Raw genomic sequence first — 19,981 nt, 5'->3', positions numbered from 1 at the left:
GCGTGGGCAGGGGCGAGCGATCAGCGGGGAAGCGATGCTACAACAGGTCAGCGGAACGATTTTGAAGCGCCAGGTCATCTTCTGGGCGACGGTTCTGCTCGTCTTCGTCGCTTTCCTTTACATCTTCAGTTCAATCCTGCTGCCCTTCATTGCCGGCATGACGATCGCCTATTTTCTCGATCCGGTGGCCGACAGGCTGGAGCGGCTGGGCTTGAGCCGCCTGATGGCGACCATCGTCATCCTGGTGGCCTTCGTCATCGTCTTCGCCCTGGCGCTGGTGATCCTGATCCCAGTTCTCATCAACCAGTTCAACGATTTTGCCCAGCGCGTGCCGGGCTATATTACCCTGCTGCAGCAATTCATCGCCGACTACCAGGATTCCGTGCTGCCTGGCTGGATCAAAAGCCAGCTCGGCACCATCAAGAGTAATTTCTCCAGCATCCTGTCGGAAGGCATGGGTTTCCTGACGGGGCTCTTTGCCCAGATCTGGAACTCCGGCAAGGCGATTGTCGACGTCATCTCGCTGCTCGTCATCACCCCGGTTGTCGCCTTCTATATTCTGCTCGACTGGGACCGCATGGTTGCCAAGGTCGATCAGTGGGTGCCGCGCGATTACGTGGACGACGTCCGCCAGATTGCCAGAGAGATGGATCAGGCAATTGCCGGCTTTATCAGAGGGCAGGGTTCGCTTTGCCTCATCCTCGGCATTTATTATGCTGTTGGCCTCTCGATCGTAGGCCTGAATTTCGGCCTGCTCATCGGGCTTTTCGCCGGCATGATCAGCTTCATCCCCTATGTCGGCTCGATGGTCGGGCTTGTGCTTGCAATCGGTGTGGCGATCGTCCAGTTCTGGCCCGATTATATATGGATCGTCACTGTTCTTGCCGTCTTCTTCAGCGGCCAGTTTCTCGAAGGCAACATCCTGCAGCCGAAGCTCGTTGGCTCCAGCGTCGGCCTGCATCCCGTCTGGCTGATGTTCGCGCTCTTTGCCTTCGGCGCACTCTTTGGTTTCGTCGGTCTGCTGATCGCGGTGCCGGCCGCTGCTGCGGTCGGCGTCCTTGTCCGCTTCGCGCTTTCGCGCTACCTTCAGAGCGATCTCTACTATGGCGGGTCGCCGGGCGGCCGGGCCGGGAAGACGAAATCTGTTTCCGATGAATGACGTGAAGAACGCTGATCCGAAGCGCAAGGCCGGAGAACAGCTTCCCCTGGCCTTTTCGCATGACGCCGCGACCGGGCGCGATGACCTCCTGGTCTCGGAGCGGCTGGCCGCTGCCGTTTCGATCGTCGATGCCTGGCCGAGCTGGCCGTCGCCGGTCGTCATCCTTGCCGGTCCCGTTGGATCCGGCAAATCGCATCTCGCGGGCATCTGGAAGGAATTGAGCGGAGCGAAGGTCATCCATCCCCTCGCCGGTTCCGATGCTGCGATTACGGCTGCGAATGGTCCCGTCCTTTTTGAAGATGTGGACCGCGCGGGCTTCGATGACGTCAAGCTCTTTCATGTCATCAACAGCGTGCGGGAAAATGGCACCAGCCTGCTGATGACGAGCCGTCTCTGGCCCATGTCCTGGCCGGTCACGCTCCCTGATCTGCGTTCGCGCCTGAAGGCCGCGACGATCGTCGAGATCGGCGAACCCGATGAGGGATTGCTGTCGCAGGTCATCGTCAAGCTCTTTGCCGACCGGCAGCTTTATATAGATGACAAACTCGTCCTTTATATCGTTAATCGCATGGAACGGTCGCTGAGCGCCGCCCAGACGATTGTCGAAAGGCTCGATCGGCTGGCGCTTTCCAGAAGTACAGGGATTACCCGTTCGCTTGCCGCCGAAGTATTGAATGAATTGGGCAATTCCGGCTCGGGCGATTGACTGTCACAGTTCCGTCGTGAAACTGATATATTCGCCGAGCGGGTAAAAGCAGGGTGAGTGGACCATGGATAGTGCTTATCAGGAACATCAGGAAGCCACCCCGGACAACAATGTCGATCTGCCGCCGCTGGAGCAGCTGCTGTCGAGCCCTGAGCGTTTCATAAACCGTGAATTCTCCTGGCTGCAATTCAATCGCCGTGTCCTTGAGGAGACGCTGAACACCGAGCATCCGCTCTTGGAGCGCGTGCGCTTCCTGTCGATCTCGGCTGCCAACCTCGACGAATTCTTCATGGTGCGTGTCGCCGGCCTCGAAGGCCAGGTGCGCCAAAGCATCGTGATCAAGAGCCCGGATGGCCGCACACCCGCCGAACAGCTCGATTCGATCCTGAGCGAGATCGATCATCTGCAGATGGAACAGCAGGCGTCGCTTGCCGTCCTGCAGCAGTACCTCGCCAAGGAAGACATCCTGATCGTGCGTCCGGGTGCGCTGAGCGATGCCGATCGCCAATGGCTGGCAAACGAGTTCGAGCAGGCGATCTTCCCTGTGCTGACGCCGCTGTCCATCGATCCTGCCCATCCGTTCCCGTTCATTCCGAACCTCGGTTTCTCCATTGGCCTGCAGCTCGTTAGCCGCAATGGCCGCGAGCCGATGACGGCCTTGCTGCGCCTGCCGCCGGCGCTCGACCGCTTCATTCGCCTGCCTGACGACCGCAATACGATCCGTTACATCACTCTGGAAGACGTCGCCAACATCTTCATTCACCGGCTTTATCCCGGCTACGAGGTGCAGGGTTCAGGCACCTTCCGTGTCATCAGAGACAGCGATATCGAAGTCGAGGAAGAGGCCGAGGATCTCGTGCGCTTCTTCGAAACCGCGCTGAAGCGGCGGCGCCGCGGCAAGGTTATCCGTATCGAGACGGATTCCGAAATGCCGGTTTCGCTGCGCCAATTTGTGGTCCAGGCACTCAGCATTCCGGACAATCGCGTTGCGGTTTTGCCAGGCCTTCTGGCGCTCAACACGCTCTCCGAAATTACCAAGGCGCCGCGCGACGACCTGCGCTTTCCGCCCTACAATGCGCGATTTCCGGAACGTGTCCGTGAACACGCCGGTGATTGCTTCGCCGCCATCAGAGAAAAGGACATGGTGGTCCACCACCCTTACGAGTCTTTCGACGTGGTGGTGCAGTTCCTTCTCCAGGCTGCGCACGATCCTGATGTTCTGGCGATAAAGCAGACGCTCTACCGTACATCGAACGACAGCCCGATCGTACGTGCTCTGGTCGATGCCGCCGAGGCCGGCAAGTCGGTGACGGCGCTGGTCGAGCTCAAGGCCCGCTTCGACGAAGAAGCCAATATCCGCTGGGCGCGCGATCTGGAACGCGCCGGCGTGCAGGTCGTCTTCGGTTTCATCGAGCTCAAGACCCACGCCAAGATGTCGCTCGTCGTCCGTCGTGAGGAAGGCAAGCTGCGCACCTACTGCCATCTCGGCACCGGCAACTACCATCCGATCACAGCGAAGATCTATACGGACCTGTCCTTCTTCACCTGCAACCCTGTGATCGCCCACGACATGGCGAACATCTTCAACTTCATCACAGGTTACGGTGAGCCGGAAGAAGGGATGCAGCTTGCCGTTTCGCCGTACACACTGCGCCCCCGCATCCTTCGCCACATCAACGAAGAGATCGAGCATGCCCGCGCAGGCCGCCCGGCGGCGATCTGGATGAAGATGAACTCGCTGGTCGACCCCGACATCATCGACGCGCTCTATACGGCGAGCCGTGCCGGCGTCGAGATCGATCTCGTCGTGCGTGGCATCTGCTGCCTGCGTCCGCAGGTGCCGGGCCTGTCCGATAATATCCGCGTCAAATCGATCGTCGGCCGTTTCCTCGAACACAGCCGCATCTTCTGCTTCGGCAATGGTTATGGCTTGCCGTCCGACAAGGCCCTTGTCTATATCGGCTCGGCCGACATGATGCCGAGAAACCTCGATCGCCGCGTCGAAACGCTCGTTCCGCTGACAAATCCGACCGTTCACGAGCAGGTTTTGTCACAGATTATGCTCGGCAACGTGATTGACAATCAACAAAGCTACGAGATATTGCCCGATGGTACGTCACGGCGCATGGAAGTGCGTAAGGGCGAGGAACCGTTTAATGCGCAGCATTATTTCATGACCAATCCCAGCCTGTCGGGCCGCGGTGAAGCTCTGAAATCGAGTGCGCCGAAGCTGATCGCCGGTCTGCTTGCCGGCCGGAACAACAAGTAAACTGGACCTAATGGTTGAATCTGAAGCCCAGGGGCGACTTCCGGGTATCGCCCCGGTCTCCGTTGTCGATATCGGATCGAATTCCATCCGTCTGGTCGTCTACGAAGGCTTGTCGCGTTCGCCCACCATCCTCTTCAACGAAAAGGTTCTCTGCGGCCTCGGCAAGGGCATAGCCCTGACCGGCAAGATGGATGAGGAAAGCGTCGCACGCGCGCTTCAGGCCCTTCATCGCTTCAAGGCGCTCTCCGATCAGGCGCGCGCCGCCACCATGTATGTGCTGGCGACGGCGGCCGCGCGTGAGGCAAGCAACGGCCCCGATTTCATCCATCAGGCCGAGACGATCCTGCAGCGCCATGTCCGCATACTCTCGGGCGAGGAAGAGGCGCGCTTCGCATCGCTCGGCATCATCAGCGGCTTTTACAATCCTGATGGCATCGCCGGCGATCTTGGCGGTGGTTCTCTGGAACTGATCGATATCAGGGGCAAGGATGTCAGTGGCGGTATTACCCTGCCGCTCGGCGGTCTGCGTCTCTCCGAATATGCTGGCGGCTCGCTCGCCAAAGCGCGTGCCTTTGCCCGCAAGCAGGTCAAGACCGCCAAGCTTCTCTCCAGGGGGCAGGGGCGCACCTTCTACGCCGTCGGCGGCACCTGGCGAAACATTGCCAAGCTGCACATGGAGATCACCCGTTATCCACTGCACATGATGCAGGGTTACGAGGTGTCTCTCGAAGGCATGATGCAGTTCCTCGATCAGGTCGTTACGGCCAAGGATTCCAAAGAGCCGGCTCTGCAGGCGGTATCCAAGCACCGTCGTTCTCTGCTGCCCTTTGGTGCTATCGCCATGAAGGAAGTGCTGAACGCCATGAAGCCTTCAGTGATTTCTTTTTCCGCCCAGGGTGTGCGCGAAGGTTATCTCTACTCGCTGCTGTCTGAATCCGAGCGCCGGTCGGACCCGCTGCTTGCCGCTGCTGGCGAACTTGCCATCCTGCGAGCCCGTTCGCCGGAACACGCGCGCGAGTTGGCCGATTGGACCGGCCGAATGATGCCCTTCTTCGGCATTCAGGAAACCGACGAGGAAAGCCGTTATCGTCAGGCAGCCTGCCTGCTGGCCGATATCAGTTGGCGCGCCCATCCCGACTATCGCGGTGCCCAGGCGCTGAACGTCATTGCTCACTCGTCCTTCGTCGGCATCAGCCACCCCGGCCGTGCCTTCATTGCCCTGACCAATTACTACCGCTTCGAAGGCCTGCACGACGACGGCTCCACGGCGCCGCTCTCTTCGATCGCCGGTCCGCAATTCGTCGATCGCGCCAAGCTGCTCGGCGGCATACTGCGCGTCGTCTACCTGTTCTCGGCCTCCATGCCGGGGATCGTGCGCAACCTGACTTTCCGCAAGTCCGCGTCCCCCGATCTCGATCTGGAATTCGTCGTGCCGCACGAATATCACGACTTCGCCGGCGAGCGGCTGGATGGCCGCCTCCAGCAATTGTCGCGGCTTACGAACAAGCGGTTGGCATTCCGCTTCGAATAGACGACTCAATAGGATCAAACAACAAGGGCGGCGCTCTCGCACCGCCCTCTCGATCTCACACCAAGCCCGAATTACTTCGCGTTCAGGAACTCGCCGACTTCGAGGATGCTGAACTCGTTATTGTCGGCCTTGTCGACAGCACGGCCGGCCGAGAAAGGCAGGTTGTTGTCATTGCCGACGATGATGTGGGTCGCGTCGACGCGGTCGACGTTTTCGATCGTCACGAAGGGCATGTTGTAGACGCCGGGGATATCGCCGGCTTTCTTCTTGTTATCAGGATCCTGGATGTTCAGAAGATCGATATAGCCGATCTTGCGGACAGCCTTGCCGACGTTGGCATCGTTGAACTCGATCTTGTAAACGCGCTTCAGCTCGGCCGGAGCTTCGAAGCAGTCCCGCTTCGGCTGCTTGGGGTCGGCGCAAGCCTTGTCCTTCGTGCCGGCGCCATTGTCGCGCTCGATGACGAGAGCGGTGGTCTCGTCAAGCATGTTGAAGTCGCCAATCGAAGCGCCCTTGTCTTCGAACGGATAGAGCCAGCTGCGGCCGGTCCACTTCTTGGAAGCGACGTCGAATTCGATGACGCGGATGGCGGTGTGGCCGTCAACCGTTTCTATCTGACCATCATTGTAGATCGCGCCTTCCAGCAGCCCGTAGAGCTTTGAGCCGTCCTTCGACATGGCGAGGCCCTCGAAGCCGCCGGAGCGCTTCAGATTGAAGGCCGGCATCTTGGCGGCAGGGTTGGCTGGCAGCTGGATCAGCGGGTTGTCAGGGGACAGGACCGGCTTGCCGTCGAGTGTCGTCGGGATGACGTCCGTCAGGCGGCCTTCGGTGTCGATTTTCAGGAGGTAAGGACCGAATTCGTCGCCGAGCCAGAAGCCGTCGGCAACCGGCTGCACGGATTCGATGTCGAAGTCGGCGCCGGTGAGATAACGGGTGTCGGAGGCTTCCGTAACGATCGGGAACGGAGCGATCTTGTTCGGGTCGGACAGGAAGAGGTTCCTGACGACGTCAACCTTGTTGGCGTTCCAGTCGAACTTCAGCTGATGCAGGAACAGCATGGAGTCGGACGAGGTGAACTTCGAGCCGAAGCCGTTGTCGGAGAGCGTCCAGAAGGTGCCGTCGGGCATGGTCTTGATGCCGGAAAAACCCTGGATCGGCTGGCCGTCGAGCGGCAGCTTAAGGTCGGTGACGCGGGCGCCATCCTTGCCGTCGATGGTGCCGAGCTGCTCAGTGCGCTTGCGGTCAGGGGTCGTGAACTTGCCCGAGGTCTTGAGAAAAGCCGGCGCATCGGCCGGAGCCGGGGTCAACGTGTTGGCAGGCAGAATGGCCTGGCCGGCGAGCTTCGCCGGGAAGAGCTGCTGGTCGGCGGAGACGGAGCCTGCGACGAGCATGAAAATGGATACGGAAGCGAAAAGAACGTTCTTCATGATGTCCCCATAGAACGGAGTGCAAAAGCGCCATCCGCTTAGCAGGGCATTCATGTCGGCACATTGACGATTGGGTGAAGCTTTGGTGACGGGTGGATAAAGCCTCGTTTCAACCGCGCCTGAGAGTCGCTGGTTGATTGAGGACAGTCACGGCGCGTGAAGAAAGTGCGATGACATCGAGCCCCTGGCCACGGCCGCGCACGGCGTGATTGCCAAGATTTTCGCCGATAATCTCCTCCGGCAGCGTGATGCGCTGGGCAAGCTCGGCGGACATCAGCACCGGCCGGTTGAGTGTCCGGCAGAGCGACTCCAGCCGCGAGGTAGTGTTCACCGTATCGCCGAAGAAGCTGATCTTGTGATGGTCTACGCCGACCTCGGCCGTAATGACGCTGCCTCCGTGAAGGGCGGCCCTGAGCTTCGGCACATGGCCGTAGCTTTTCTTCCAGCTCGCGGCATTGGCGTCGATATCGGCGAGGATATCGAAGAGGCAGCGTACGCAGCGCGCATCTTTGACGCCGCGCGCCAGAGGCCATGTGATGATCGCCGCATCGCCGACATAGTCGTTGATCAGGCCCTTGTGACGCCGTACCGGCTCTGCGAAGGCGGCAAACAGCGAACTCAGAAGCTGCTGTGCACGCAGGTCACCATGCTTTTCGGCAAAGGCGGTAGATTCGGCGAGATCGATGAACAGAAAGACCCGCTCTTCTTTGATCGGGTTTCGATAGCGGCTGATCAGCATGCTGATGAAAACTTCGCGCCCCAGCAGTTCGCGCACCCTGAGCAGGAAGATCAACGTAGCGCAGACCGCGAGTGCATAGAGAAAGACGTCGAACGGCATGATCAGCACGTCGATCATCTTCGGTGGCGTCAGAGCGCCCAGCAGCGCGAGGAGGAAGCCGGCTGCCGCAAAGCCGATGCTCATCAGGATTTCGTAGATGACGAGCTCGGAGATGATAAAGAGCAGGGTTGGTAGTTTCTGAATGCGCCGGTAGAGGCTGCGCAGAAATACCTTCCGCTCGAAGGCGAGGATCGGCATGCCAATGAAGAGCGCGAAGATCGCGCCGATGACCGGCGTTTGGCCGGCAAAGAAGTATAGGTCGTAGACCACGCCGCTGAGTGCCAGGACGAGCGCAATCAGGATCCAGTTCTGCGTCGGGGATATCTCTCTCATGCCGCCCTTTCGCCGAAGCACTTCATTCGGCTATTGTTTCCTGCGTTTGGCGGTGGTCAAGCGATTTTGAATTTACTCAGGTAGAACGACTGTCTCGACCTTGCGGCCGGCGAAGCGCAAGGCGATCTCGCCGCGGATGAGCTGCAGCGCCGGCTCGCCGAAAAGATCGCGCCGCCAGCCATGCATGGCCGCGACATCGGCCGTTTCGCCCTCAGCCGCTATCCTGTCCAGGTCGTCGCTATTGGCGATCACCTTGGGCGCCACGCCGTGCTTTTCGGAAATCAGCTTGAGCAACACCTTCAGAAGCTCGACGGCTGCTGCCGCACCTTCCGGCGGCTGCGCCTGGCGCGGCACATGCGGCATTTCGGAGCGTGGCAGCGCAAGCGCAGTATTGACCGCTTCGAGCACCGCGGCCCCCGTGGCCGAGCGCTCCCAGCCCTTCGGAATCGTGCGCAGGCGGCCGAGAGCTTCGGCGTCCTTCGGCTGCTGCTGCGCGATTTCGTAGATCGCGTCGTCCTTCAGCACGCGCGACCGCGGCACGTTACGCGACCGCGCCTCGCGCTCGCGCCAGGCGGCGACATATTTCAGAATGGCCAGTTCCTGCGGCTTGCGCAGGCGCAGCTTCAGCCGCTGCCAGGCGTCATCGGGATGGATATCGTAAGTCTCGCGCGATTCCAGAATGTCCATTTCCTCGCGCAGCCAGGAAGCGCGGCCTTCGCGCTCCAGTTCGGCCTTCAGGTAGAGATAGGCGTCGCGCAGATGCGTGACGTCGGCCAGCGCATATTCAAGCTGCTTGTCGGACAGCGGCCGTCGGCTCCAGTCAGTAAAGCGCGAGGACTTGTCGATATGAACATTCTTGGTGCGGCTGATGAGCTGGTCGTAGGAAACACTGTCGCCAAAGCCGCAGACCATGGCGGCGACCTGTGTATCAAAGATAGGGTGAGGGATCAGGTTGCCACGATTGAAAATGATTTCAATATCCTGCCGCGCCGCATGAAATACCTTCAGCACGTTTGGATTGGCCATCAACTCGAAGAAGGGCGAAAGATCGATGCCTTTCGCCAGAGGATCGACCAGCACCTCGACCGTCGGGCTCGCCATCTGGATCAGGCACAGTTCAGGCCAGAATGTCGTCTCACGCAGAAATTCGGTATCGATGGTAATGAAATCGGACTTGGCCAGCTCTTTGCAGGCGGCCGCCAGATCGGCGGTGGTTTCGATCATATCAATTCATTCACAAGGAAGAGGTCAGTTGAACCTTCCTTCCCCTTTCGAAGAGATATGTCAATACGGGGAGCGGGCTTCACCTTCGCGAAGTCTTATTCGCCGGGATATAGGCGATATTTTCTGCCGTTGAGTCACCAGGACGACAACCGAGGCATAATATCAAACCACGCGAAGATAGCTTGTCATGCCCGTCTTCTGATGCTCGATGATATGGCAATGCAGCACCCAGTCGCCGGGGCTGTCTGCGACAAAAGCAAGCTGCACCTTCTCATCCGGCTGCACGAGGTAGGTATCGGAGATGAGTGGTATCACCTCGCGCGTCGAGGATGAGATGACGGTAAAGCTCATGCCGTGCAGGTGGATCGGGTGAGTGTGCGGCGTGACATTTTCCAGATTGAAGATGTAGCTCTTGCCAAGCTTCAGCTCGGCGAGCGGCGCGGTCGGATCGGACGTGTCGCCCGGCCACGGGACCTTGTTGATGGCCCAGAAGCTGTAGCCGAGCGTGCCGCAAATACTGTCGACGGCGGCGTTCTCTGCGGTTGCGGACAGCACGAGCGGAATCGTTTCCGCCGAAGAGAGATCGGCCTTCGGCACCGGATTTTCTGCGAGCGCGCCGAGATCGCCGATATCGCGCTTCAACGATTGCCCGGTGGCGCGCAGTCTCGCGATCACCTTGGGTGTCGTGCCGCGAATATCTTCCAGCGCTGCAACCGTACCTTCGCTGTCGGGCATGCGAACGGCAAGGTCGAGCCGTTGCCCCGGTCCGACCTGCAGCAGGTCTAGCAGGAAACGCTTCGGCACCGTATTGCCATCGATGGCAATGACCGTCGCATCGGCACCTTCCATCTTCAGCGAGAAGATGCGGGTCACGTCGGTGACGGCGATACGCAGGCGGATCAGCCCGCCGGCGGGCGCATCATATGTTGGCTCCTGATGCCAGTTTGCGGTGCGGATCGTGCCATAAGTGCCGGCCTTGGCTGCATCGCGCGGGCGGAAGGGCGCGATGAACTGTCCGTCACCGCCGAGCCGCCAGTCGCGCAAGTTGAGCACGACTTCCGCGTCGAAGGCAGGATCGGACGGATCTTCCACCACGAGCACGCCCGTCATGCCATGACCCATCTGGGTCAGTGTGTTGCAGTGGGGATGATACCAGAAGGTGCCGGCATCCGGCGGTGTGAAGAGATAGTCGAAATTGTCCCCCGTATAGACATAGGGCTGCGTGATGAAGGGCACGCCGTCCATCTTGTTGTCGATACGCAGCCCATGCCAATGGATCGTCGTCGGCTCGTCGAGGTTGTTGCTCAGCCGCGCGGCGTAGGGTTTCCCCCGCGACATCCTGAGAACGGGCGGCAAGCCCTCGTCACCCCATGTCATGATGTCTCGCGTCGGTGAACCATCGATGATTTGCGCTTCGGTCTTTCGCGCCGTCAGCACACGCGGCTCGGGTGCGGCTTCCGCCAGCCCGAACCGTCCCGCAATGGCCATGCCCGCACCATAGGCGCCGGCGACGGCGGAAGCCTTGATGAGGTTGCGGCGTGTGAGCAGGGGCATCGGAAACTCCGTCTTTGACGATGCTTCCTTTTAAAGTTGACTGCCGCCTTCATCAATATGCTGGCTTCGGCCAAACTGCCGCAGCGCGAGCACCGCAACTCCCTCGGAAACGCTGACGTAAACGGCTCGTTTGCCCCGCCAAGCCTTGACAAATCAGAGCGTCCATGCGCTTGTCCGCCCGATTTTCTTGTCGGCGCTGCAGGTCTGCGGACCATGCCGCCGTCTTAAGCCAAATACCAGGAATTGAGATCATGCACCGCTACCGCAGCCACACATGCGCCGCTCTTCGTAAATCGGACGTCGGCTCGACTGTCCGTATTTCCGGCTGGGTCCATCGTGTCCGAGATCATGGCGGCGTGCTGTTCATCGACCTTCGCGATCATTACGGCACGACGCAGATCGTTGCCGACCCGGATTCGCCTGCCTTCAAGCAGGCGGAAACCGTTCGCGGCGAATGGGTCATCCGCGTCGACGGCCTCGTCAAGGCCCGTACCGAAGATACCGTCAACAAGAACATGCCGACCGGCGAGATCGAACTCTACGCGCAGGAGATCGAAGTGCTCTCTGCTGCCAAGGAGCTGCCGCTGCCGGTCTTCGGCGAGCCGGACTATCCGGAAGACGTTCGCCTGAAATACCGCTTCCTCGACCTGCGCCGCGAGACGCTGCACAAGAACATCGTCAAGCGCACGCAGGTGATCTCCGCCATGCGCCGTGAAATGGGCAATGTCGGCTTCACCGAATATACGACGCCGATCCTAACCGCCTCCTCGCCGGAAGGCGCGCGCGACTTCCTCGTGCCGAGCCGCATCCATCCCGGCACCTTTTACGCACTTCCGCAGGCCCCTCAGCAGTACAAGCAGCTCTTGATGGTTGCAGGTTTCGACCGTTACTTCCAGATCGCGCCCTGCTTCCGCGACGAAGACCCGCGCGCCGACCGCCTGCCGGGCGAATTCTACCAGCTCGACCTCGAAATGAGCTTCGTGACCCAGGAAGACGTCTGGAACACGATGGGTCCGCTAATGACCAAGATCTTCGAGGAGTTCGCCGAAGGCAAGCCGGTCACCAAGGAATGGCCGCGTATCCCTTATGACGAAGCGATCCGCAAATACGGCTCCGACAAGCCGGACCTGCGCAACCCGATCGTCATGGAAGCGGTGACCGACCATTTCGCCGGCTCCGGCTTCAAGGTCTTCGCCAATATGATCGCCTCTAACCCGAAGGTTCAGGTCTGGGCGATCCCGGCCAAGACCGGCGGCTCCAGAGCCTTCTGCGACCGCATGAACGCCTGGGCGCAGTCGACCGGCCAGCCGGGCCTCGGCTACATCTTCTGGCGCAAGGAAGGCGAAAAGCTCGAGGGCGCAGGTCCGCTTGCCAAGAACATTGGCGAGGAGCGCACCGACGCGATCCGCACGCAGCTCGGCCTCGGTGACGGCGACGCCTGCTTCTTCGTCGCCGGTGACCCCGCCAAGTTCTACAAGTTTGCCGGCGAAGCCCGCACCAAGGCGGGTGAGGAACTGAACCTTGTCGACCGCGACCGCTTCGAACTGTGCTGGATCGTCGACTTCCCGTTCTTCGAATGGAACGAAGAAGAAAAGAAGGTCGATTTCGCCCATAATCCGTTCTCGATGCCGCAGGGCGGCCTCGATGCACTGACCAACCAGGACCCGTTGACGATTAAGGCGTTCCAATACGACGCCGTCTGCAACGGCTTCGAAATCGCGTCGGGTTCGATCCGTAACCAGTCACCGGAAACCATGGTCGCCGCCTTCGAAAAGGTGGGCTTGAGCCAGCAGGATGTCGAGGATCGTTTCGGCGGCCTCTATCGCGCCTTCCAGTACGGCGCGCCTCCGCATGGTGGTGCTGCTTTCGGTATCGACCGCATCGTCATGCTGCTCGTCGGCGCCAAGAACCTGCGCGAAATCTCGCTCTTCCCGATGAACCAGCAGGCTCAGGACCTCTTGATGGGCGCGCCGACCCCGGCAACGCCCACCCAGCTCCGCGAACTGGCGATCCGCCCGATCCCGCCGCAAAAGAAAGACTGAGACGCAAGCTCTTCAACAAAAAAGCCTGGCGAGATCATCGCCGGGATTTTTTGTTGGGCCCAGAACAGGCTCAGTCGTTCGCCGAAACCTTCACGCCGAGCATCTGCGGCACTGTGTTCGGCGCACCCATGGCGGCACCGATGATCATTGGGAAGGCGACCGGCTTATCAGGCGTGGCCTTCACGGTGAGGCTCTTCGGATTGTCGAGGAAGGTGCTGACCGCAGCCGAGATGGCATTCTGCAGTTCCGGAATGTTGAGCTGCGCGAGCATGATCGGCGTCATGGCCTTCAGCGAATTCGCCATCTGCTGTCCGGAGACGTTCTGCTTCGAGCCAGCATATTCCAGTGCACGCTTGGTGATCGATGCATCCTCAAAGCGGATCTGCGCGGCTTCGAAGTTAAGTTGCTGGGCAAGGCCGAGCATGGCGAAACCAAACGCCTGCTGCGCTTCTTCCTTGTTCGGGTTGGCTTCCGACTGGGTAATCGCGTCCTGCATCGACTTGATGAAGGCCAGCGTGTAGCCGGAGATTTTGAAGCCGAAATTCAGCTTGCCAATATTGGTAAAGTCGAAGGAAATCTCGGAAAGATCGACTGTGCCGGGCTCAAGATCCCAACCACCCTTCATGGAAATGTCGCCTTGGATATGCTGAAGCGCCAGTTTCTCGATCGCTTCATTGCTTTCCGGAGTATCACCCGCCTGACTGAGATCGGCCTTCAAGCTCTTGAACGCCCCGTCGAAATCGAAGCCGGACGCATCTTCGCGCAGCGTGGCGTTCATGTCGCTTTCGAGGACGGAGAACGTTTCCATACCATCTTTGGTCACCTTGATCGCACCGGTATGGGCGCTCTCGGCGAACAACATGGCATCGATGCTGTCGCCCGGTTGTGCGGGAACGGAAATGCCGCCGAGCGTCAGGTCCGAGGCGCTGATGGTTACGCCGTCCTTGGATGAGTTGATATCCGGAAATGCGGCCTCTTCAATATAATAGCTGCCGCCGTCCTGCTCCTCGACCCCGGAGAGGGTGACCTCGCCGATGGAGACAGCTTCGCCGCCCGCCGGCTTGAAGCTGACGTTCTTGAGTGTGACGGTCGTGCCGTCGATATCAACGCTATCGGCAGCGACGACCATCCCGCCCTGCTGGCTGTAGGCGGCATTGATCTTCTTCAGGAGGTCCTGTCCGTCGAGCGCGAAAGCGGAGCCGGCGAACGAAAGAATGGCTGCGCTCGAAAGCATCAGCCGCGTTGTGCGGTAAAAGGTCATGAGAAAGTCCCCTGGATGGCAAGTGCCGTTGACTATTGCAATGAAGCTACTGCGGAACGGTCCGCCTTTATATTTGCAGACCTCTAAATTTCTGTTGAGAGGATCGGCAAACGAAGTCCAAATTCAGGTGATACTTTTTCCGTCTTTCGTGTCGGCACGAAGACGTCATCCACAGCCGGAACGCCCGGATTCCTTGCCCCACAGGCACTTCTGAGCTAGTCAGGATTCCATGGGACAAGAGATTTTACCGCCTTCCGGCGGAGACGGCGACAATATTCATCCGGTCGACCTGAAGGCGGCGCTCGAAGAGCGCTACCTTCGCTATGCGCTGTCGACTATCATGCACCGCGCACTGCCTGACGTGCGCGATGGTTTGAAACCGGTCCATCGCCGTATCGTCTATGCGATGAACGATATGGGCCTGCGGCCGAATGCGGCCTTCCGGAAATGCGCCAAGATCGTCGGCGAGGTGATGGGTAATTATCATCCGCATGGCGACCAGTCGATCTATGACGCGTTGGCACGCCTCGCGCAGGATTTCTCGCAGCGCTACACGCTGGTGAACGGGCAGGGCAATTTCGGCAATATCGACGGCGACAGTCCCGCCGCCATGCGATACACCGAATCGAAGATGACCGCGGTTTCCGAGCTGCTACTCGAAGGTATCGACCAGGATGCCGTCGATTTCCGCGACACCTACGACGAATCCAATTCCGAGCCGGTCGTTCTTCCCGGCGCCTTCCCGAACCTTCTGGCGAACGGTTCCTCGGGCATTGCAGTCGGCATGGCGACGTCCATTCCCTCGCACAATGTGCACGAGGTCTGCGACGCCGCGCTGCATCTGATCAAACATCCCGATGCTACCGTCGAGAAGCTCGTCGAGTTCATTCCCGGCCCGGATTTTCCGACGGGCGGCATCATCATCGATAACAAAGAAAGCATCATCGAAAGCTACCGCACCGGCCGCGGCGGTTTTCGCGTGCGTGCGAAATGGGAGACGGAAGATCTCGGCCGCGGCGGCTACCAGATCATCGTTACCGAGATCCCCTTCCAGGTGCAGAAGTCGCGCCTGATCGAAAAGATCGCCGAACTCCTGATCGCCCGCAAGCTGCCGCTGCTGGAAGACATCAGGGACGAGTCGGCCGAGGATATCCGAATCGTCCTGGTGCCGAAGAGCCGCACCGTCGATCCAACCATCCTCATGGAATCGATGTTCAAGCTGACGGAGCTCGAAAGCCGTTTCCCGCTGAACATGAACGTCCTGTCTATGGGCGTCATACCCCGCGTCATGGCGCTGAACGAGGTGCTGAAGGAATGGCTGGCGCACCGCCGCGAAGTCCTGCAGCGCCGCTCGCGCTTCCGTCTGGCGGCCATCGAGAGGCGCCTGGAAATCCTCGGCGGTTTGCTGATCGCCTACCTGAACATCGATGAGGTGATCCGCATCATCCGCGAAGAGGACGAGCCGAAGCCGGTCATGATGGCGCGCTGGGATCTGACTGACATTCAGGTCGAGGCGATCCTCAACATGCGGCTGCGCGCTCTGCGCAAGCTCGAAGAATTCGAGATCCGTAAGGAACACGACGAACTCACCAAGGAAAAGGCCGATATCGAAGCGCTGCTCGCCTCCGACGAGAAACAGTGGCAGACGGTTGCCTGGGAAATCGGCGAGGTGAAGAAGAAATTCGCCAAAGCCACCGAGGTCGGCCGTCGCCGCACGCAGTTCGCCGAAGCCCCCGAGGCCGACGAGGAAGCCATCCAGCACGCGATGATCGAGAAAGAGCCGATCACCGTCGTCGTCTCCGAAAAGGGCTGGATCCGAGCTCTCAAGGGCCACATTTCCGATACGTCGACACTGGCCTTCAAGGAAGGCGACGGTCTGAAGGTCGCCTTCCCGGCGCAGACGACCGACAAGATCCTGATTGTCACGACCGGCGGCAAGGTCTTCACGCTCGGTGGCGACAAGCTGCCCGGCGGCCGCGGCCACGGCGAGCCGCTGCGCATCATGATCGACATGGAAAACGATCAGGACGTGCTGACCGCCTTCGTCCACGATGCGGCGCGCAAGATGCTGATCGTCTCGACTGTCGGCAACGGTTTCGTGGTGCCGGAAGCGGAAATGGTCGCCAATACCCGCAAGGGCAAGCAGATCATGAATGTCTCCATGCCCGACGAGACCAAGCTTCTCGTGCCTGTGTCCGGCGATCACATCGCCGTTGTCGGCGAGAACCGCAAGATGCTGGTCTTCCCGCTCAGCCAAGTGCCGGAAATGACGCGCGGCAAGGGCGTGCGCCTGCAGCGCTACAAGGATGGCGGCATTTCCGACGTTCGCTGCTTTGCCATCACCGATGGCTTGAGCTGGGAAGACAGTGCCGGCCGTACTTTCACGAAGAACAAGGACGAGCTTGCCGAATGGCTGGCCGACCGCGCCACCGCCGGCCGCACGGTGCCGAAGGGCTTCCCGCGCAGCGGCAAATTCGCCGGCTGATCCGGGAATTTTGAAGCTCCGCCCTTGGCGGGCGGAGCAATTCCTCTATCTCTGTCCTGTCACCAAAAAGAAGGGCAATGTCGTTCCGCGGGCGGGCGGGATGGCCGTCAGCCGTGCGCTTGAGAGCGCGCGCGAACAATGGAGGCCCCGACAACGGAGGCCCGCCAACGGAGGAATGCCGATGCCCGCCAATACCATCAAGCTGCATGTCGCCCACAGCTACAGGGCGCCGCCCGCTACGATTTACGATGCGTGGCTCAATCCCGAAATCGCCCGCCGCTTTTTATTCGCAACCGATGACGGCCATGTCGTCCGCGCCGATGTCGATCCGCGCGTCGGCGGCCGCTTCATCATCGTTGACCGCCGCCCGACCGGCGACGCCTTTCATCACGGCGTATTCCTGGAATTGAAACGCCCCAGACGCATTGTCTTTTGCTTTTCGGTCGAGGAGCACGACCACAATTGCGATCGCGTCGAAATCGATATCGAACCGCTTGGCAGCGGCAGCCGCCTGACCCTCACGCACGAAATGTGCGCGGAATGGGCGGAATACGAGGAAAAGACCCGTCAGGGCTGGACGCATATCGTCGAAGGGCTGGATCGGGAACTGGAACTCTCCGCAAGTTCGAAACGGTCGAATCCCGAAGCAGGCCAGTCCGCCGGCGCTATGGCGTAAGCGGGATCGTGTGATCACGCAGGAAGCGCGTCGCGCCGTCCTCGTCGATTTCTCCTGCCGCGACACCCATAACGAAGGTATAGAGGCGGGCGTCTGTCGTTTCTATCGAATAGCCATGCCGAAGCAGGAAGACACCGCAGCTAACGATGGCTATCCGCTTGTTGCCGTCAAGAAAGGCGTGATTGCGCGCAAGGCCGAAGAGATATGCGGCAGCAAGTTCAATGATGTCGTCGCAGCCATAGTTTGCCTTGTTGACTGGACGTCCCAATGCAGATTCCAGTGAACCTTCGTCCCGAAGGCCAGCGAGTCCGCCAAACCGGTCGATTTGCATCGCATGCAGTTGCTCGACCAGCCGCCGGCTTAGAAATTTGAACGCCATTATTCCGCAAGCTTCTTGAGTGCGACCTTATACTTATCCATGAAGAAACGGGCTGCATCCAGTTCTTCGGAGATATCGTCCTCAACAGGCTGCATATAAAAACGCCCGTCCTCGGCGTGAAGCTCAAGGGAGTCCCCAGCTTTCAGGCCAAAACGGTCCAACACTTCCTTCGGAATAATCACGCCTTCAGAATTGCCGATCTTGCGAATGGTGACGTTCATCAGCGCCTCCTGTGATAACAAGGTTATAACAGAAAATAGGTCATCATCACTCGCCGATCAAGCGGGCTGAACGCTCTTGCCTTTCGCTATCCAGATGGAATGGCTGGCGATTGCCGCAACCAGTATCGCACCGCCGACGAGTGTCATGGTGGCTGGCGTTTCGGCAAAGATCATCCAGATCCAGATCGGCGCAAGCATCGTCTCCAGCAGGTAGAACATGCCGACCTCGGGCGCAGAGAGATAACGCGGTCCCGTCGCCAGGCACCAGAAGGCGACCGGCATCACGATGGCGCCGTTGAAGACGATCCAGCCGGGGTGAGCGATTGACAATGCCGAAGGGAGGACCTGCACCAGGCCGAGTGCCGCCGGCAGGATTGCGGCAAGCAGCGGCACGAAACCCATTTCCCGGCGCGAGGCGCGCCCGACTGTGATGGCGGCAGCAAGTACCAGCGCGCTCAAAAGCGCCATGGCGTCGCCGAAGACATGGCCGCTCGAAAGTCCCTCGCGTACGATCAGTCCGACGCCGAAGATCATGAACAGCATGGCGATCAGCGTCGCCGGCTGCGGCTTCTCCTTGAGAAACAGCCAGGACAGCAGCGCCCCGAACATCGGGTTGAAGGCGACGATGAAGACAACATTGGCGGTGGCCGTGTTGAAGACTGCCAATACGAAGGTGACGGAAGAAAGCCCGTAAAGCAGCCCGGCCAGCAGGCCAGGACGACCTGGAACGAGCAGCGGCCACCTGCCGGAGAAAAGGCGCATCGCAATCAGGATGACGAGCGTGGCAAGAACCGCCGCCACGCTTCGCACACTGAGGATCGACCAGATATCGCCGTCAGCAAGGCGAACGAGCGGAATATCCATGGAAAGTGCCAATCCGCCGATCGCCGTCAGCAGCAGGCCCTTCCGGTGATCGGAAAGGTGGGGAAGGGGCATCAGTCCTGCGGATCGTCCTCGAGAGAAGAGGGATCGAAACGTTCCCAACCGCGCGGCGTCAGATGTTCCTGTGGCTGAAAGCGTGTCTTGTAATCCATCTTCCGCGATCCTTGAACCCAGTAGCCGAGATAGACATGCGGCAGGCCGAGCGCTCTTGTGCGGCGCACATGATCGAGGATCATGAAAGTGCCGAGCGAGCGCCGATCGAGATCAGGATTGAAGTAGGAATAGACCATGGAGAGACCGTCGCTCATCGTATCGGTCAGTGCGGCGGCGAGCAACTCGCCCTTCGGCCGCGTTTCCAGCCCGGAGCCTTCCTCGCGCCGGCGGTATTCGATGATTTTGGTGTTCACATGCGTGTCTTCCACCATGATCGCATAATCGAGCACGGTCATATCGGACATGCCGCCCTGTTGGTGGCGATAATCGAGGTAACGTCGGAAGAGAGAATATTGCTCGCTAGACGGCTGAGCCGGAAATTCCGTGGCGATGATATCGGAATTGTTCGTCAGCACCCGCTTCATCGATTTGGTGGGTTCGAACTCCTGCGCCAGGATGCGCACGGAGACACAAGCGCGGCAAGCCTCGCAGGCAGGTCGGTAGGCAATGTTCTGCGAACGGCGAAAGCCGCCCTGGGTCAGGATGTCGTTCATCTCCGCCGCACGCGGGCCGACGAGATGGGTGAAGACCTTACGCTCCATCTCATGCGGCAGATACGGACAGGTAGCCGGAGCCGTCAGATAAAACTGCGGGGATGGCGTGGTCTGCGTATTCATCTCTCGCGGAGATTTCCTTTCAAGCGCGTGTCAATTCAGACAGCATGACGCAAGAATAAAAAACGTCAACCGCGCGACATTCAGTGCCGCGCAATCGAATATTCGATTTCTTGGATATGGCGCTCTTTTGTGGCCGTCAAAGGGCCGGTGGAGACTTTATTTCG

The 19,981-nt window shown here is 59.8% G+C and carries 16 protein-coding genes; 7 read left to right on the top strand and 9 right to left on the bottom strand.

Translation table 11 applies throughout. From position 1 onward, the window contains the following. Nucleotides 1-34: 34 nt before the first annotated feature. The 4 genes from FHT78_RS12855 (at nt 35) to ppx (ending at nt 5,665) form a co-directional block, all read left to right on the top strand. Complete coding sequence (locus tag FHT78_RS12855) at nt 35-1,159, top strand: AI-2E family transporter (protein WP_183744152.1); 1,125 nt, start codon at nt 35-37, stop codon at nt 1,157-1,159. Then, the gene (hdaA, locus tag FHT78_RS12850; RefSeq protein ID WP_183744149.1) at nt 1,152-1,865 is read left to right on the top strand and encodes a DnaA regulatory inactivator HdaA; all 714 of its coding nucleotides are present in this window, start codon (nt 1,152-1,154) and stop codon (nt 1,863-1,865) included. Before FHT78_RS12855 ends, hdaA begins: the two co-directional genes overlap by 8 nt. Nucleotides 1,866-1,929: 64 nt before the next feature. Next, nucleotides 1,930-4,134, top strand: a complete 2,205-nt coding sequence (locus FHT78_RS12845; RefSeq protein ID WP_183744146.1) for an RNA degradosome polyphosphate kinase — start codon at nt 1,930-1,932, stop codon at nt 4,132-4,134. A gap of 10 nt (nt 4,135-4,144) precedes the next feature. Further along, the gene (gene ppx, locus FHT78_RS12840) at nt 4,145-5,665 is read left to right on the top strand and encodes an exopolyphosphatase (protein ID WP_183744143.1); all 1,521 of its coding nucleotides are present in this window, start codon (nt 4,145-4,147) and stop codon (nt 5,663-5,665) included. Between the two features lie 71 nt (nt 5,666-5,736). On the opposite strand, the gene FHT78_RS12835 is transcribed toward ppx, so the two are convergent. The 4 genes from FHT78_RS12835 to FHT78_RS12820 form a co-directional block, all read right to left on the bottom strand. Next, nucleotides 5,737-7,092, bottom strand: a complete 1,356-nt coding sequence (locus FHT78_RS12835) for an esterase-like activity of phytase family protein (protein ID WP_183744140.1) — start codon at nt 7,090-7,092, stop codon at nt 5,737-5,739. A gap of 109 nt (nt 7,093-7,201) precedes the next feature. Then, nucleotides 7,202-8,263: an adenylate/guanylate cyclase domain-containing protein gene (locus FHT78_RS12830; protein WP_183744137.1), complete on the bottom strand. Its 1,062-nt coding sequence runs from the start codon at nt 8,261-8,263 to the stop codon at nt 7,202-7,204. A 72-nt stretch (nt 8,264-8,335) separates the two neighbouring features. After that, nucleotides 8,336-9,487 carry a ribonuclease D gene (gene rnd, locus FHT78_RS12825; RefSeq protein WP_183744134.1) on the bottom strand — a complete coding sequence of 384 codons (1,152 nt, stop codon included), beginning with the start codon at nt 9,485-9,487 and terminating at the stop codon, nt 8,336-8,338. Nucleotides 9,488-9,649: 162 nt separating this feature from the next. Next, a complete protein-coding gene (locus tag FHT78_RS12820) occupies nt 9,650-11,041 on the bottom strand; it encodes a multicopper oxidase family protein (protein WP_183744131.1) in 1,392 nt (463 codons plus the stop codon). 251 nt (nt 11,042-11,292) lie between these two features. Here FHT78_RS12820 and aspS point away from each other — a divergent pair, with 251 nt between their 5' ends. Then, nucleotides 11,293-13,083, top strand: coding sequence for an aspartate--tRNA ligase (gene aspS, locus FHT78_RS12815; RefSeq protein WP_183744128.1), 1,791 nt, complete (start codon nt 11,293-11,295; stop codon nt 13,081-13,083). Between the two features lie 70 nt (nt 13,084-13,153). Here aspS and FHT78_RS12810 read toward each other — a convergent pair whose 3' ends face one another. Next, complete coding sequence (locus FHT78_RS12810) at nt 13,154-14,344, bottom strand: hypothetical protein (RefSeq protein WP_183744126.1); 1,191 nt, start codon at nt 14,342-14,344, stop codon at nt 13,154-13,156. 229 nt (nt 14,345-14,573) lie between these two features. Here FHT78_RS12810 and parC point away from each other — a divergent pair, with 229 nt between their 5' ends. Together parC and FHT78_RS12800 are read left to right on the top strand one after the other, a co-directional pair. Then, complete coding sequence (gene parC / locus FHT78_RS12805; RefSeq protein WP_183744124.1) at nt 14,574-16,829, top strand: DNA topoisomerase IV subunit A; 2,256 nt, start codon at nt 14,574-14,576, stop codon at nt 16,827-16,829. A 181-nt stretch (nt 16,830-17,010) separates the two neighbouring features. Then, a complete protein-coding gene (locus FHT78_RS12800; RefSeq protein WP_183744121.1) occupies nt 17,011-17,505 on the top strand; it encodes an SRPBCC domain-containing protein in 495 nt (164 codons plus the stop codon). Here FHT78_RS12800 and FHT78_RS12795 read toward each other — a convergent pair. The 4 genes from FHT78_RS12795 to FHT78_RS12780 are packed head-to-tail and all read right to left on the bottom strand — an operon-like array spanning nt 17,495 to nt 19,817. Next, the gene (locus FHT78_RS12795) at nt 17,495-17,884 is read right to left on the bottom strand and encodes a type II toxin-antitoxin system death-on-curing family toxin (protein WP_183744116.1); all 390 of its coding nucleotides are present in this window, start codon (nt 17,882-17,884) and stop codon (nt 17,495-17,497) included. The genes FHT78_RS12800 and FHT78_RS12795 overlap by 11 nt on opposite strands. After that, nucleotides 17,884-18,105: an AbrB/MazE/SpoVT family DNA-binding domain-containing protein gene (locus FHT78_RS12790; RefSeq protein ID WP_183744113.1), complete on the bottom strand. Its 222-nt coding sequence runs from the start codon at nt 18,103-18,105 to the stop codon at nt 17,884-17,886. Before FHT78_RS12790 ends, FHT78_RS12795 begins: the two co-directional genes overlap by 1 nt. A gap of 57 nt (nt 18,106-18,162) precedes the next feature. Continuing rightward, nucleotides 18,163-19,041, bottom strand: a complete 879-nt coding sequence (locus tag FHT78_RS12785) for a DMT family transporter (protein ID WP_183744110.1) — start codon at nt 19,039-19,041, stop codon at nt 18,163-18,165. Next, nucleotides 19,041-19,817 (bottom strand): arginyltransferase, encoded by a 777-nt coding sequence (locus FHT78_RS12780; protein ID WP_183744107.1) that lies wholly within the window; start codon nt 19,815-19,817, stop codon nt 19,041-19,043. Before FHT78_RS12780 ends, FHT78_RS12785 begins: the two co-directional genes overlap by 1 nt. Nucleotides 19,818-19,981 lie beyond the last annotated feature (164 nt).

Source organism: Rhizobium sp. BK196 (assembly GCF_014193255.1).
In the GTDB taxonomy this organism is placed as follows: domain Bacteria; phylum Pseudomonadota; class Alphaproteobacteria; order Rhizobiales; family Rhizobiaceae; genus Rhizobium.
This window is presented reverse-complemented; position numbering and strand designations above follow the sequence as displayed.

Coding starts and splice junctions, on each gene's coding strand:
- FHT78_RS12855 (WP_183744152.1), top strand. CDS start 35: ATGCTACAACAGGTCAGCGGAACGATTTTGAAGCGCCAGGTCATCTTC.
- hdaA (WP_183744149.1), top strand. CDS start 1,152: ATGAATGACGTGAAGAACGCTGATCCGAAGCGCAAGGCCGGAGAACAG.
- FHT78_RS12845 (WP_183744146.1), top strand. CDS start 1,930: ATGGATAGTGCTTATCAGGAACATCAGGAAGCCACCCCGGACAACAAT.
- ppx (WP_183744143.1), top strand. CDS start 4,145: ATGGTTGAATCTGAAGCCCAGGGGCGACTTCCGGGTATCGCCCCGGTC.
- FHT78_RS12835 (WP_183744140.1), bottom strand. CDS start 7,092: ATGAAGAACGTTCTTTTCGCTTCCGTATCCATTTTCATGCTCGTCGCA.
- FHT78_RS12830 (WP_183744137.1), bottom strand. CDS start 8,263: ATGAGAGAGATATCCCCGACGCAGAACTGGATCCTGATTGCGCTCGTC.
- rnd (WP_183744134.1), bottom strand. CDS start 9,487: ATGATCGAAACCACCGCCGATCTGGCGGCCGCCTGCAAAGAGCTGGCC.
- FHT78_RS12820 (WP_183744131.1), bottom strand. CDS start 11,041: ATGCCCCTGCTCACACGCCGCAACCTCATCAAGGCTTCCGCCGTCGCC.
- aspS (WP_183744128.1), top strand. CDS start 11,293: ATGCACCGCTACCGCAGCCACACATGCGCCGCTCTTCGTAAATCGGAC.
- FHT78_RS12810 (WP_183744126.1), bottom strand. CDS start 14,344: ATGACCTTTTACCGCACAACGCGGCTGATGCTTTCGAGCGCAGCCATT.
- parC (WP_183744124.1), top strand. CDS start 14,574: ATGGGACAAGAGATTTTACCGCCTTCCGGCGGAGACGGCGACAATATT.
- FHT78_RS12800 (WP_183744121.1), top strand. CDS start 17,011: ATGCCCGCCAATACCATCAAGCTGCATGTCGCCCACAGCTACAGGGCG.
- FHT78_RS12795 (WP_183744116.1), bottom strand. CDS start 17,884: ATGGCGTTCAAATTTCTAAGCCGGCGGCTGGTCGAGCAACTGCATGCG.
- FHT78_RS12790 (WP_183744113.1), bottom strand. CDS start 18,105: ATGAACGTCACCATTCGCAAGATCGGCAATTCTGAAGGCGTGATTATT.
- FHT78_RS12785 (WP_183744110.1), bottom strand. CDS start 19,041: ATGCCCCTTCCCCACCTTTCCGATCACCGGAAGGGCCTGCTGCTGACG.
- FHT78_RS12780 (WP_183744107.1), bottom strand. CDS start 19,817: ATGAATACGCAGACCACGCCATCCCCGCAGTTTTATCTGACGGCTCCG.